This is a genomic window from Paraburkholderia sp. BR10954 (assembly GCF_040965775.1).
GTDB classification, from domain to species: domain Bacteria; phylum Pseudomonadota; class Gammaproteobacteria; order Burkholderiales; family Burkholderiaceae; genus Paraburkholderia; species Paraburkholderia youngii.
This window is the reverse complement of record NZ_JBFRCK010000064.1, coordinates 1-14,842: the sequence shown is the minus strand read 5'-3', so window position 1 is coordinate 14,842 and position 14,842 is coordinate 1. Positions and strand designations below refer to the sequence as shown.

Here is a 14,842-nt window from a genome sequence, read left to right as displayed (position 1 = left end):
GTCTTGCCAATACCTTGATTTCCACTGCTTGCTCCTGAGTCAGCATCGGCGGCAAAAAGCCGCCATCCTCTCCCAGGTGGGTCAGATTTACTTCGGCGGGTGGGTCAGTTTTACATCGGCGCTAACACGCAGTCACTTATCATCGATATCGGTCGGTAAAAGCCCGATACTCTGGAAGAGCCTTCATGTGTGCATGCAGAGGCTCATCCGCATAGCAACGGACGCATAGGACCTCAAGGTTTCCATCTCTGTTGTCATGTTTTTGTCCGTTTTGATGATGCACTTGCAGATACTCGGACCCAACTCCGGCCAAAACGATGCTGCACATCTGGCACCTATAACCGCGCAGGCTACGCGTTCTGGCCGACACTTCGGGCCAGTCGTCGGTATAGGTGTTAATCGGCGCGGTATCCGAGGAATGCCCCGGTCGCAACGACATCAAATCGCGCGGATACTTAACGAAGAACTCTGTCAGCCTGAACTGCTCGACAATAGCGAGTCGAGTTGGTCGGGCCGCTTGCATTTCATCCTGAAGTGGGTCGCCGAAAACGGCATGGAATGGCGCTCAGGATCCGGGCAAGCCGTGGCAGATCAGCGCGGACGAGAGTGCCTGAGTCTTGAGCGGTTTCGGACCCGTGCCGAGGCAAAAATCGCGACCGAACAGAGGCGGCGCCACTACAATGCGATCCAACCGCATCCAAGTCTCGGGTACCTAACGCCCGACGAGTTCAAGCAGCAGTATTGTTCTACTGAAGCAACCAAGGTCGTTCTCAAAAATTGGAATAGCTCGAAGAAATCAGGCTGGCCGGCTCCTCCGACAAATTAAGCTTGTCGGACGCGGAGCGAGCGAGTCGACGCCCAGCATGAAGGGCTCAACGCGAGCTGTCGAACTGTATGCTCAGATGAGGCTGCCCCAGCCGGACAAAGGCCGCCAAAGCCGGAGGCCTGCTTTCGCATGCCAGAGCGCTATGCTACATTGGCACGCGAAACACAAGTCAAAAATCTTTACCTATCTTCATTCTGGCATTCGAATGCACGATCTTTATACTGGCAGCGACGCGCATCGATTGCTGGTGCGTCGGATCAGCACCTCCCTAAGCGCATGGGAGGGTTTTGAGACAATCGCGGACGCGATGCGTCTGCTGACAGAAGTGGATGTCTACTTGGTGGGCGGGTCACTACGCAATGCCATTGCGGAAATTGACGCCCCGATGACGGACTTCGATTTTATGGTGCAGGGCCCTCAGACTTCTGAGTTCCTGGAAATTCTGCGCAGTGCAGGTGCACTCACTATGGGGCCATTTGGCTCACCGAGGTGGCGACGTCACAGCGATGATCAAGTCTATGCGGACGTTATCCCCGTGACGACGTTCAATAATGGTCTTTGGCGCTGTCAAGATATTATCGACTCGCTGAATCAATTCGATTTTACCGCCAACGCGATTGCGTTGGATATCGCAACGCACGAGTTACACGACCCGCAGAACGGCGTGCGAGATGCCAGAGCGAGAATTATACGAGCAGTACGATTCGATTTCCCGAACGAACCCATATCTGATTTCACTGAAATAACGAGAAACAGTGTGCTGTGGTTTAGGTTAGTCCACTACGCGAACAAGCTGAACTTCTCGATAGATTCGGTTACGCGGCGCTGGATAAAGGCTAATGAAGCGTATCGTAGTGACGAAGCAATTTTTTCGTCTCTATTTTTCCCACCCCTTATTAATTATTAACTCCTCGAGGAGCCGCGTGGTAGAAGAGCTAGAAATTAAGAGTTGGGTATCTTCGCTCATTGCGGAAACAATCGGGACGGTACCGACACGCATACGCAAGCTGAGCGTTGGTGTCATGACGGAAAAATACGTTGCGGAAATGAGCGACGGCTTCAATTACATGGTGAGGTCGTATCCAATCTCACGGTCCCATATCGTCAAGTTCGAACCAGACGTGATCGAACGGTGTCGTGCTAACGGGCTCCGCGTTCCCGAGGTCATCGCCGATTCTCGTCTCGACGTTCATTCACCGCACCAGTACATCATCTACAAGATGATTCCTGGGACCTCCCTTTCCCAAAAGATCGGCAAGTTGAGGAAACGCTCGCTGTCGGCGATCGCCGGGTCCGTGTTTGATCAACTGTCAGCGATGGCGGAGCTCCCCGTCAAAGGGTTTGGTGAGCTTACCTCTGCGGACACGGCAAGCAGCAAGACCTGGACGATATTCATCGAGTCTACGTTCCGCGAAGGACTCGAGGCAATTCAGCGAAACTCGATCCTCCCCATCGCGGACATCGAGAAGTTAGAGTTCGTCGAGCAGCACTTGTCGAGTATCCCAGCTTGCAACAAGTCTGGGCTCGCATGGGGGGACGTGTCGCCCGAAAACATAATCGTCGACGAGCGCGGTGCGTTTGCAGGTCTTGTTGACTTCGAAGGGACATTGGGAAGCGAGTTTGCTCTTAACATCGGATACCTGTGGGCACGCTACGCCGGAACCAAATTCTGTTCATACCTCCTTCCGAACTGGCAACCCAGTCCAGAAGAGAACATGCGCGCGGCACTGTACGCGGTTGTACGTGCACTCCGAATACTGCGCAACGGACGAGCTCCACTGCCGCTTGGACGCCGACGAGATCCCATTGATGAGGTCTTGCCTGGTTGGCGGAGTGCCCTCGACTATGTGTGCACCGATCTCTAACAAAGGCAAAGTGCTCTTACGCAAAAAGCGACGAATTGAGTGACTGCAAATTGAACAAGCCCACAAATAAAACCTGCAAGCCAGCCACATCCAGCGCTTCCACCGTTGGAATGGCGATAGTACTTTTTATTTACACTGTCTTAATCTTCTCGTTCTCGAGAGATTACGTCAGTCGATTTGTTTCGGGAATCTCGACACCTCATGAGGTCCAATGGTCCCAAGGTAACGCGCACCTCAAACCCGGTCCACCCGGGTTTCTTTATGATCGAAAAAACGAAAAAATCAGTTATCTAGGCATCGTTGATGACAAAACAAAGAGCGTCCTCGACGAACTTTTAGCCGCGCCCGACGATTCCAGCGACGCGGGCGCGAAGGCGAATGCCACCGAAGTACGGCAGAGCTACTATGAAGCTATCGAGAGGCTAGCGCAGATCTCAAACAGCCGACGCGCGTGCGACATCATCAATTTGTTGCTGCTTGGCGGCATGTTTGGCGCGCTCGGTGCCCAACTCAGATCGCTGACCGCCTTCGTTAATCATGTTTCCAAGGGCTCGCTCGACCTCACCACATGGTGGCCCTACTACGTCATGCGTCCTATGACGGGCTTCCTTCTCGGTATTTCCGTAATTGCGGTGGTGCAAGCGGGGCTGTTTGCAATCTCGGGGACGATTCACGATCCCACACTTCGATGGATCTCGCTTGCGACACTCGCGGGATTCGGAGACCGCGAATTCACCGAGAAGCTCAGACACCTCGTGAAGACGTTGTTCGGAGAAAGCAACGAGAAACCCGCTGCGGCACCGCCAAGTGGAGACAAAGCGCCGGTGGTGTCGCCCTCACCTCCTCGCACTGACGCTTCGTGACGCACGATAATGAAGCTGAGAGGACGGCCCAACATGGATCGTCGGGCGACTGATCTGCTCGGCTTCTTAAGGCCATCCGATTCCAGAAATACTGGCTGTCGGTGAGGAGGCGGATCGAACAATCTCTTTGACCCTTGTGCAACAAGCGTGAGAGATTTCTCTCCCTTCCTAAAGTGCCCCAACAAGGCGACTTTCGGTGCGAGTACTGATTGTGCTGTCGAACTCCAGACCGGGTGACGACTGAGCGGCGGCATTGCTTGGACCGTCTTGGATTACTCGTCGTAACGTACATTGGCCGCAAACCAGTCGTCGTCTGTTTTTCATCCCTCAACATCATGCCAACCTGTTGGGGAAGCGTCCCCCGACCATGCAATCGCCTGCACGCTTGGGTATCGAAATCGGATCCATATTGCGCAGTCTCATCCATGAGTGAGAAGAAATCAAGCATGTCAAACCTATCACTCACCGTCTGTAAGCGACCGCACCTCGCCCCATAAGGCGCTGGCGGGTTCGCCGTACGCCAACCCGAGACTTCGAACATACGCTTCAATCGAGTACGAAGAGAGTCCCCGAGTCCACGGAACCTGCTCAAACCACTGCAACTGCACGCACCAGTAGTTCCCACGCGGCTCCGGATAATCCATTGCTGCCATCCCAGCTGTCGAAATCTCTTCTGCATCGGAGACAATGCGCGCAACTCCAACCTCACCCAAGGCCGGACAATAGAGGAGTAGCAATTGGCTTTGCAGCAGTGCCGCGCCAGCATGAACGCCACCACGTCTTCCTTCGGCTCTCACGTTGTATACCTTAAGATCACGAATCCAATTCCAGTGCTCACGGCTCTTTACAAATGCCAGGAGTACGGTTGTATCCGGCGGTGGTGCAAGCACACGAGTCGGTTGACCAGGAAGTAACTGTCCATATGCATCTTCTAGCCAGTACCGGCTGCGCTCATGCTTCGTCAGGCGGGTCGCAACATGATCCAGCACGTTGCTGATGAATCGCCTTAGCGACAACGCACCGCTCGCGAGACCGGTCTCAGTCGGTCGCAATACGAAGGCTCCTAACCCTGGGAGAAGCTCATGGTATTCCGGATACTGGAGACCGCTCTCTTCCTTGTCACCCCCGGGATATAGCACATACGCACCTGCAGTTCGATGAATCGCATCACGGTAAGCATGCATCTTCAGTAAGTCTGCCCTCAAGGCCCCCCCACGCTCTAGTCTCTCCGGTGTCCGGACGGGGTCAACGTCGCCCTCATCGTCATCCGAGCCAAATATCTCTTTGACGAAATCCACCCGATACTTCGCATCAAAATGCAGCGCAATTGGTTCGAAAGTGGCGGGTTCTCCGTTAGCCGGGCTGATCAACAGGGAATAGTCCGGACGCATTGGCTTACTCCATGATGCATTGCGCGATGTACCGCGGCGATAGGTTCGATTGAAGCAAAGCTCTACTGTCATGCGCCGGTCGAAGCGTTCGACTATCCCAGTTAGAACCGTTTCCACACCGGTTCGGATTCCAACTGTCAGACCGTCCGGCCGAGATCGGACCAGCGGGCTCATATCAAACGTCTGTCCCACCAACTCACCCACTAATTGCGACAGCTGAATGAATGCCCAGTATTCGTAAAGCGTTGCAACATCGCGCTGGCCCGCGCCAAAGTCCTCAGGCGAAGACTGCCAGGAAAGACGAGCCGCAAACTCGGTCTCAACATAGGCCTTAAAGATATCTCTGTAGCCCTCGCGCTTTTGAAGCACTTGGTCATCTGCAGGGAATCTTGTAAGCGCACCAACTTCAGCAAACACGTCGTGGTGAAGTACCTCCTCCAACTGCGACGTTACAGCTGCAATTTCGCGGCGTCCGCGAGTCGTAGCGGATGTCGTCCGAGCCTCGACGAGACCTCGGTCAATATCGCCCAGAATTTGGCGCCAATGTTCCAGGGCAAACTTGACGAAGCGATTCGGGGCTGTATCGTGTGTTGCCTCGGTCCGCTTGCGCTCCAAGCGAGATGGGACGGATGCAATCACGCCTCCCGGCCAAGCCGACCGAGACCCACATTTCGCGAACTGTCGAAGTACAGATGAGTCCGCTCGTATTCCTGCGCCGGGTCGCACCGTCTCACCCGTCGTTTCCCACGCAGTGTGAGGGCGGCGGATGACTTCGCGAAGCGCACCTTGAAAGTTCTCGCTTTCAAACATGGCCCTTAGAAACGTGAAACGCTGATAGAGCGTAACCGCATCGCGAGTATCATCAAGTTTAAAATGTGCGTCGCTGACCGCAAAACGGTCCATCACAAGCTCCGTCATGCGTTCCGCGATGTCACGTAGCATCCAGCGGTATTCTGACAGGTAGGAAAGCTTGCGAGACCGGACTTCAAACTCTAGGTGACCGAGGGTGTTGGTCCCGGCGCGTAGCGCGACGCGCACTGTGCCTGTCGCCAATCCAGGACGTAGGCGGCCGGACTTGCCCTCGGCCGTATCTGGTTGAAAAACTTCCTCGGGATCTGCGATTAGGCTGCCAACGTCCGCTCGCACGTCCTCCCAGGCGTATCGATACTCGATGCCCTCCAACAGCTCGACAGCATCCACTGAGTTATTCGAGGCCATGATACTGCTAGAGAACCACAGCGTGGGACTCACAGATGCGCTCCTACTTGGCAGAACCGCAATACATAGCCGCGCGGTGAGCTTCCCTGTCGGGCAGCGGAGAGGAATAGAAGCTTCAGAAACAGCGCGCACGGGCTATTCCGTAAAGCTAGCGAACTGATTTGCACGCAGGCTGCGAAGCATGCGGGTGACCTTGGCGTAGGCGATCGGTAGCGCTGCGCCTTGCCCCGTCGCCTCTTCAGTCGCCGTTGTTGGTAGCACGTCGTCGCTTGCAACCGTATCAGGCAGCTCTTTGCAAAACTGCGCGAGCGCGAGCAGTGGCAACTCCAAGCGTCTGCGCGAGCCATGAAGTCTTGGCAGTATCTTTTGCATGACGATCCGGTCCATGATCGCTCTTAGCCCCGCAATCCCCGCTTCCTCTGCAAGGGCTGCAAATCGCAATGCCTCATAGAACACGCGGTGACCGAACTCGAGGTTGTACCGGCTTAGTAGTTCATGCAGTTGACGCAAGCGACTGGTTACTTCGGCACACACAGTGCCTTGACGATTCCTATGCCAGTTATCATCCCGTGAAATGCTCAGCAGCCCTCTCACCAGCTCTTGGTCTCCGGGATCACATGGTTGGGGCTTGATCGCTTCGATCGACAGATCGCTTGAATGCACGCGAAATTCAAAGGTGTTGGCTCGGTCAAGTACCTTTGGAGAAAACATATAAGTTGTCTCGTCGATATTAACGGTGCCCACAATCCAAAGATTTTTCGGAAATGGAACTCGCTGATCTGCGCCGTCCCGTACTCGCCAACAACCGTCTATGCCTCGGTGGAGATTCGGGATAGAGGGCTGCCCAGACTCCATTCCTGATAGCACATCTGCGAAGTACCGCTCGACGTGTGCCAGATTCATTTCATCCAGCAGCAATAGATAGGGATGCTGCAGGTCTGCCACGGCCTTCAAAATGAACTCCAGCGGAGCAGGAACAGTCCACGCAGGGCGCCCGTCTAGCTCCCGCTTGAGCGCATCTTCGTAGCCGAACAATGCCTCTGCACCGGTCCAGTCCGGACGCACTGCAGCGACGTGTAGCCGGTCTTTGCCCAGCCACTCCCCGAATCGAATGGCAATTTGCGTTTTCCCAGAGCCTGACAGGCCTGTCAGGATTACTAGTGGCTTGGTGACCAGACTAGAGACGAAGGTGGAGACGAGGTCGCCGTGCTGCTCGCCAAATTGGACGCCGCTGGCCCGCAGAGCATCACTGAACGCCTCAACCGCTTCGGCGAGATCGGCCCTGACCGGGAGAGATGCATCCGCATCCGGTTGCTCGGGCTCAATGGCCTCTGGCAATACATCCTCGCCGTTAGCGGCGAGCACACGGTTATAGATATCGATTACATCGTCCAAGTCTTGCTGCAATTCCGCCATCGGCAATGGCTGCGAGAGGTCATACGCGGCACGGACGAAGGAGTTACCGTAGCGCACTGGCGCCGTACCATACTGCGCTTTAAACCAGTCTCCTACAGTCTGTGCGCCATCGAGCTCGCCCCAAGTTAGACGAGGTGCTGCTTTCTCGCTCACCCCGTAGCACAGCAGCAGCTGTTGCTGCGCTTGGAAAAGTAGCAGCACGGGATTGATACCCTCGGAGACCGATTGCCCGTCACCAAGAAATGCGATCCAGGGGATGCGAGCGAAATCGCCCTTGCCAAAGCTCACACGAACTTTAAGGCCACGATACTCATTCAGATAACCCTGGGTGCCAAGCTCCTTGCCTTCGCTTGCCTGATTGATGAACCGATCCAAAAGCCCAAGTAAGCCTCCCTCAGAGTCTTCCTTCGATTTGACAATAAAACCGAGACGTCGCAGCAAACGGAAAGCAGAAGAGGCTTCCCCTCCGGAGAAAGTAGCGCGATCAAGTGGCTCCCCAGTGGCGTACTTTACGGCTAGCGACAAAGCCAATTTCGGTGGGTACCGCTTGCCCTCGTAGAAGAGATCGTAGCCGGTGGACTCAGCGTCCGGGGGCACGCCCTCTTGATCGATTTCGTTCAATGCGTGCTGGACATGACTCTCTGTTATCCCTTCGGTTGCGGCTGCAAACGTTTCGCTTCGCCACTCACCCTTCAATGGAGGCACGTAGTAGTCGAGTTGGGTTGTCCCTCGCTCCACTTCAAGGCGTTTGCGGATAGCTTGCAGTTCCCGATCTAGCTGGACAGCATCCATCCGATTGACCTCGCGCCGCTCGCGCTTCGTGTAGTGTCGAACGATTGTCTTCCTGTCGTTCTGCCCGAAGATGCGTTCAAAATCATCCGGGAACAGCAGGAAGAGAAGCATGTGACGAAACTGCCGCGCCTCCCAATCCGGGACTTGACGCAGCCATTCATCGAACCTCCAGCCGTCGTCCATCAGCGCAAGTTGATCGTCAGCACTCAGCTCGCGGAAGCGGCGGAGGAAGTTTATGAGGAAGACGAGCTCCCGCCACTGGTTCTGATTGAAGCCTGGGCCGGCGCTACCGACGCCAGCAAGAACGTCATCATCTAACCAACGTGATTCGGTCGGTGATGGCTCGCCTGACCAGCTCCAAATGGTTTGGACAGTCTTCCGCTTGTGGGCTATGGTCAAGCTGCTCGGACAGAGGTACATCAGCCACATCATCTCGGCTACCAGCTGCTTAGCGGCACCCTCAACTGGCTCAAGCTGATGCTTCAGCTTTACCAGAAACTTACTGTCGCCGAGGTCGGGTCTTCTTACAAAGTACTCGTCGAGCAAATCCAGCGCAGATGATGTCCAAATCGCCTTGCTTGTGAGGACAGAGCCATTTTCTAATAGCGCTGCGCCACGCCAATGAGCGGCCGCCTCCAAAATGGGTTTTGGATCGTCGTCACCACAGTACCTGCTCATACATCGCCCTCGGTCTATTAGATACTCCAGCTCAATCGGCAGACTGCCGCCACATTCGCAATAGCTAGCTGGAGAATACTTTAAATTCGATCAGCTCATCCGGTTCATCCATCGTCTCAAGTTCACCTTTAAATCTTGTGCCCCGAAATTCCTCCGGTTGTCAGCGGAATCCCCGATTCGACAGTGGAAACGCCAACCCCGCGGGCCTTGCGGAATCTGGGGCTTTTCGGAATGTCGCGAACTTCTCGCAAAATCTGATGAGGACGAGGATCAATGTCGCTGAAGGCCGCCAGACGGGCGTAAGGCACGCCAGCGATTTTCAAATATGCCCCCAACGAAGGGCTTTGCGCGGGATCATTTGAGTACGCCATCGAACTCCCGACCACTTCCGGTTCATCCCCAGTGAATCTCCGCGTCAGCTCTCTTGGGCGACACTACAGACTACCGCGCGACCAAACATATCGCCGAAGCTTTTTAGAAACAGATGAAATAGCGGTAGCTGGGTATGCATCGAGGATGCTTATGTGAAAGAAGACGGATGGCTATCCCGCGAAGAGGTATGACACCACCCGGATTTGCGCGTGAGACTCTTGGTGAACCAAGTTGAATCGAAAGAATCTAAGGTACTTTTCGACACTTTGACAGCATAGCGAGTCTCGAGCTACGGCGAAAGACCCCTTGAGCTTTTTGGTTGAGCAATCAGACCAAAATTTACGTGCTGTAGTGCGATGGAGTATGGCTGACGGGAGCGTCCATTCCGTCCCGCAAGTCATTCGTATAGTCTGGGCTGGGCAGCAAGTCGCCCGTCAGAATGCGCTCGTCTGCTCCACGGCGGTGAGCTTCTTGCGCAAAGCCGTACTTTCGTTCGGATGGGATAGAAGGCGAGAAGCGCGTCGAGAGCGAGCGCGCAGCGACTGACGTTCTCGCGATTGAAGGGCTTCCAGAAATACGTATCTTCATTCGAGATGCGCAGCTCAACCTGAGCGCGAGACGACAAGAACGAAAGCGGCGTTCTGTACCGCTGGCTGCACGTGATGATGGATCGCGAGAGCACGCACGCTGATCACAAACGGGTCTATCGCCTGTATCTTGCAGCGGGGCCGGCCGTTCGACCGTCGCAGGCTCCATGACGTCGTGAGCTAGTTCCCCGGACAGTTAGCTTTCTCCTCGGAGGCGAAGGAGTTTTCCTCCGCCTATCTTTTTTGCCGCATCCGGCGAGACCGACCGTTTGCACACAGCTCCGCCTCTCGGCAGTTTTCTCAAGCGCATTACTACGTGTAATATCCTCAAAAAAACATGTCGATACGGGGATAGCCCATGGAGTGGCGTTTTAGGAAGAGTTTCAGCCCGATTCCGGGTGTCCGATTGACCTTGTCGCCGACCGGCATGACAACCTCGGTCGGAGTCGGCCCAATTCGAATCACAGGTAGTCGACATGGAAATGCGTTGTCGGTGAGCATTCCCGGTACAGGCCTATCGCTCCGTCAACCACTTGGCTCCAGCCATGCAACGGCTCCTGAACACGCCCCCAGTTCTTATACGCCACCGGTTGCAGAGGACCAAGTTCCTGTGCCGATGCCATCCCCGGTACCTTCGTCAATCGGCGCATCTTTACCGGCCATGCAGGATATCCGGAGTGCAGGCTCGTCGATTCTGACAAGCGCGGGGCTCGCCGCCTTTAAGGAAACGCTCGGAACGGCACAGCAGCAATTTGCTGCTGTCGAGCACGATTTGGACGAAGCTCGGAAGATTTCGGAGCTGGACACGAGCAAGTATCGAAGCTGGGCGGACGGTTGGCTTCTGCGTCGAATCCTGAAGCGCCGCTTCGCCCAGATTCAAGCAAAGGCCGAGGAAAGTCAGGCTGCTCAGCAGGAACTTGAGACTCAGCTCGAGTTGTCTCGACTGCACACGCAATTCGAAATGCCCGATGGCGTCGCAAAGGCCTTTTCTCGCTTCGCTGACGACTTCACCGCCTGTACCCATTCGAAGCGCATATGGGATAACGTCGCATATCGTGCAACCAACCGGCTTGCAGAACGCACGGTTGCGAATCGCGCCGTAGACCTGAAACCAGTAAAGTTCGGTTCACGCCAATGTGGCATCATCCAAACGCCGATGTCCTTGCCGTACCTCGAAAACGCCAATGGCGGGGACATCTACATTTACCCAGGTTTTATCGTGTACCACGCCTCGGCGACTAACTACGCGCTCATCGAATTCGCCGACGTGGAACTCAAAGTTGAACGCATCAACTTCCACGAGGAAAAGGGCGTTCCGGACGACGCAACACAGATAGGGACCACGTGGGCGAAGACTAACAAGGATGGCTCGCCTGACAGACGTTTCAAGGACAACTATCCCATCCCTGTGATGCAGTACGCGCAACTCACGCTAAAGTCGGCGGCTGGTCTCAACGAAGAATACATACTGAGCAACGTCGTAGCGACCGAGGCGGTCGAGCAAGCCTGGCAAGCTTTGCGCGAGGCGGTCAAGCAAGGCGTCTGAGACTTCATTCGTTCTCGAAACAGGCATGACACGGCCATCTGTGAAGATAGCAGGGGGACCTCCTTGAACTTTTCGGCTACCTGGTAGGTAGCAACTGGGTTTGTTCGGAATGTTGCGGCTCATGCTCGGTCGTTTGGTTGGGTGTCGCGTCTCGCTAATGCAGCACGATAGCCCGTCTCACGGACTCGGGGACCTATTGCCCGGAATCGGATGAGGCACATTGGCCCGATCAAGCAGTCGCGATTCCATGACGCCCATTCCTCCCGGACTTTTGGCGTGGTTGTCTTCGCAATCGACTAGCTTGCGGGGTTAATTGCGGTTCCCGCCCGCTATCGCGAGGTGCTGCAAGGGCAGGCAGACGGACGCGTGACGATTACCCGGCACCCGGACAGCTGCTTGTTGCTGTTTTCGCGCCCGGAGTGGGAGGTGTTTCGCTCGAAGGTTGTCGCGCTGCCGATGGAGGCTCACTGGTGGCGCCAGGCCTTTCTCGGCAATGCGTCGGATTGTTGATCTCGATCGCGCAGGTCGGGTGCAGATATCGCCGGTTGCGCCAGGCGGTATCGCTGGAAAAAGAGGTCATGTCGCTCGGAATGGGTAGCCAAATCGAGTTTTGGGATGCGAAAATCTACACTGCCCGCGAACAGGCGGCGAGGTCGCATGGCATGCCGGAGGCATTGAAGAGTTTGACGTTCTGATTTGAGTAAGAAAACCACATTACAACGGGGACCAAATCATGAAGGCAACCTACAACGATTACTTGACCGCGCTCGGCGGCCTGCTCGACGCGGACACCCGCGCCATGCTCGATCAGAGCCCGGATCTTCAGGCAGCGGCTTCCAAGAGCCATCAGAGCGTGCGCGACATGACCGAGAGCTACTGGATAACGTTCCTTGACCTGACTGTCCGGCGGGAACCGGCCAAGGCGTTGGCCTTTACAGAACGCTTCAACGAGATGATCGCGCGGGATGCTAAGGGGCTTGAGGACGGCGAACGCGGCGCGGGCGCGAAGTATCTCGCGATCGTCGAGTATGAGCGCGACAGGCTGGCCAACGAACACCACGCCAATCCGGCCGCACAGAAAATGCGTCTTGGCATCGTGAGCGAGCCGGCACCGCAACCTGCCCGCGCCAGCTCGCGAATGGGCATGGGCGAGCTCGCCGCCCGCACGGCAGTGCGCGCTACGGTCTGGACTCTCGTGCGCGACGTGATACGCGCCGTCCTGAAGTAAAAAGCCCAGCAGAGCTGGGCTTTCGAGGATCGTCGATCACGGGGCAAGCAATGGCGGCCGCTTTTTCGGAGTGCACTTGCAGGCTAACAGGTTGCTGCAGTACTGGCGTCTCACCTCATCGCGGAAGACCGACTAGGACTTAAAGCGGTGCCGACGGCCGGCGGCAGAGGCCAAGCAACGAGGAGGAGGAGGATCGAACAATCTCGCTTAGGCACGCCGGGCGCGCCAGAGCGACTCTCCGCAATCTCGGAAATGCCTCCCACAGGAGGGCTTGGTGCGAACTCGCTGAAACGGGCAATCAAACTCACGACCGTTTCGACTGGGTCGACAGTTGCACCGCCTGCTAGTGTGGCAGTGCTGCAGTCGCCGCTAGAGAAAGCCTACCCCAATCCCCTCTTCAAATCCACCCGCGACCAGATGATGATCGGCGCGCCCGCATCCAGCCGCCTTTCCACGCGAAATCAGAACTGCGATTCGAATGCACGGGGCCAAGGACACGATGCAAGTAAAGTGTCGAGCCGATCCTCCAATCGATCTTGGCTTCTCGATCGTGAAGCGGACAGCCCATAATCGGTAAAACCTCGGGGCGGCAGATATCTTCCGCACCATGGCGACGACGACGATGCAAGATCAGTCGCCCGCCTAGTCGAGTACGATGCGACGGCCATGCCTATTATGGTGTCGGATCGAACAGATGGCGATTCCCCAATAGTGTAGGTTTAGAAGAAGAACTGCGTGCAAGCCGCGCTCACAAACACCTACCTGGAGAAGACCACAATGAACACGAAAGCAGAACTGATCGCCCAACTGCCCACCTGGTTTGTCGAACACAGCAAGGAAGAAATCGAACATGCCACGCCGGAAGAGCTCGCGCAGCATGCGGACAGTTTGCGAAAAGTGCGCGATTCGATCCGCGGGCAAGTCGAAGATTTCTGGAAAAAAGTGCTCGAGTATATGGCGAAGAATCCCGAGATGGCCAAAGAATTCAATGTACTGGCAAACAAAAATTGGAAGGAATCCATCGAGAGGATGAACCGGGAAAGTCCGGGGTCTGGCGACTGGTTCGGCGCGTGCATCGAAGAATACGCCACACAACTGCGAGAGGAATACGACCAGAACCCCGCGGCGCTCAAGCGCAAACTTGGTGTACGAGAGCCAGCCCGCCAGACGCCCACGATCGAGAAGACCGAGCACTTCGAACCGGCGCTCGCCGCGAAACAGATCAAGGCGCGAGACAAGCGTAACTACAACTTCGCCCGGTTGATCTGGCAAGCCATCAGTTACTTGTTTTGAGGTTGAAGCAGCCTAAGGTTGCATCGCTTACGCACTGTAGTGGCGCGACCCGCGGTTCATGTCAGCACTTGAACTTTCACTCAAAAATGGGTAATTTACCCGCGACACGAGTGAGTTGACCACGGACCTAAAAAAGCACTCGCCGAGCGACGAGTGACGCGACGAGACGTCGCGAAGCGTCTCGGCGTATCGCAGGAGACAATCGCGCGCTGGGAGGCAGGCAAGAGCGACATCCCTGCCAAATACCTAAAAGATCTCGCGATACTCCTCGGATGCGCCGTTGGAGACCTGCTAGACAAGGAGCACAAGGCGTTGAGGTTCGATGACGACTCCGCCCTCCCATTCGGCACATTTCAAATGTCGACACGGCAAAACGTGTGCACTCACTGAAATGGTTTTGATCACGATTTTGGAGTCGGCCCCACGACGATTTGGTCAGAAGGCGACGAGACCAAGCCCCAAGCGAAACACGCGCGGCGATGAAGGGAAATATGGATGAGCATTTATTTGAGACTCAAAGTGGAAGAATCTGTTTTGTGATCGTTCAGGAGGAGATGAGCGGTATTGGTTCGTTGCTAACGGGACTTCGGGAGTCCGCCTCAGCTGCCGTCCGTGATTTAGATCAACGACGAGAGGCCATCCTAGCAGGCTGTTGAAAAGCGCCCCGTCATGACGACCGAAGCTACGTTCAGGAGACTTGCGCGTGCAATTTCCCGCTGAATTACCGGTTTGCCGCGCGATCCGCGCGGGGCATGCGCACGCATGCA

8 protein-coding genes and 4 pseudogenes are annotated in these 14,842 nt (G+C 55.7%); 10 read left to right on the top strand and 2 right to left on the bottom strand.

The window, feature by feature from the left end; all coding sequences use genetic code 11:
- Window positions 1–559: 559 nt before the first annotated feature.
- The 4 genes and pseudogenes from AB4Y34_RS38510 to AB4Y34_RS38495 form a co-directional block, all read left to right on the top strand.
- Window positions 560–826 (top strand): annotated as a pseudogene (locus AB4Y34_RS38510) (integrase core domain-containing protein); the annotation flags it as partial.
- A gap of 205 nt (window positions 827–1,031) precedes the next feature.
- Window positions 1,032–1,733, top strand: coding sequence for a hypothetical protein (locus AB4Y34_RS38505; protein ID WP_368718990.1), 702 nt, complete (start codon window positions 1,032–1,034; stop codon window positions 1,731–1,733).
- The gene (locus tag AB4Y34_RS38500; protein WP_368718989.1) at window positions 1,666–2,691 is read left to right on the top strand and encodes a phosphotransferase family protein; all 1,026 of its coding nucleotides are present in this window, start codon (window positions 1,666–1,668) and stop codon (window positions 2,689–2,691) included. The genes AB4Y34_RS38505 and AB4Y34_RS38500 overlap by 68 nt, the downstream gene beginning before the upstream one ends.
- Before the next feature lie 50 nt (window positions 2,692–2,741).
- Window positions 2,742–3,554: a hypothetical protein gene (locus AB4Y34_RS38495; protein ID WP_368718988.1), complete on the top strand. Its 813-nt coding sequence runs from the start codon at window positions 2,742–2,744 to the stop codon at window positions 3,552–3,554.
- A gap of 458 nt (window positions 3,555–4,012) precedes the next feature.
- On the opposite strand, the gene AB4Y34_RS38490 is transcribed toward AB4Y34_RS38495, so the two are convergent.
- Window positions 4,013–6,196: a DUF2357 domain-containing protein gene (locus tag AB4Y34_RS38490; protein WP_368718987.1), complete on the bottom strand. Its 2,184-nt coding sequence runs from the start codon at window positions 6,194–6,196 to the stop codon at window positions 4,013–4,015.
- Between the two features lie 102 nt (window positions 6,197–6,298).
- Window positions 6,299–9,049: an McrB family protein gene (locus tag AB4Y34_RS38485; RefSeq protein WP_368718986.1), complete on the bottom strand. Its 2,751-nt coding sequence runs from the start codon at window positions 9,047–9,049 to the stop codon at window positions 6,299–6,301.
- A gap of 1,317 nt (window positions 9,050–10,366) precedes the next feature.
- Here AB4Y34_RS38485 and AB4Y34_RS38480 point away from each other — a divergent pair.
- The 6 genes and pseudogenes from AB4Y34_RS38480 to AB4Y34_RS38455 all read left to right on the top strand — a co-directional run.
- Window positions 10,367–10,522 (top strand): annotated as a pseudogene (locus AB4Y34_RS38480) (DUF4236 domain-containing protein); the annotation flags it as partial.
- A gap of 96 nt (window positions 10,523–10,618) precedes the next feature.
- Complete coding sequence (locus AB4Y34_RS38475) at window positions 10,619–11,554, top strand: hypothetical protein (RefSeq protein ID WP_368718991.1); 936 nt, start codon at window positions 10,619–10,621, stop codon at window positions 11,552–11,554.
- A gap of 312 nt (window positions 11,555–11,866) precedes the next feature.
- Window positions 11,867–12,249 (top strand): annotated as a pseudogene (locus AB4Y34_RS38470) (division/cell wall cluster transcriptional repressor MraZ).
- A gap of 38 nt (window positions 12,250–12,287) precedes the next feature.
- Entirely contained in the window at window positions 12,288–12,782 is a 495-nt protein-coding gene (locus AB4Y34_RS38465) for a hypothetical protein (RefSeq protein WP_368718985.1), read from the top strand.
- A 777-nt stretch (window positions 12,783–13,559) separates the two neighbouring features.
- Window positions 13,560–14,075, top strand: a complete 516-nt coding sequence (locus AB4Y34_RS38460; RefSeq protein ID WP_368718984.1) for a hypothetical protein — start codon at window positions 13,560–13,562, stop codon at window positions 14,073–14,075.
- A 141-nt stretch (window positions 14,076–14,216) separates the two neighbouring features.
- Window positions 14,217–14,465 (top strand): annotated as a pseudogene (locus AB4Y34_RS38455) (helix-turn-helix domain-containing protein); the annotation flags it as partial.
- Window positions 14,466–14,842 lie beyond the last annotated feature (377 nt).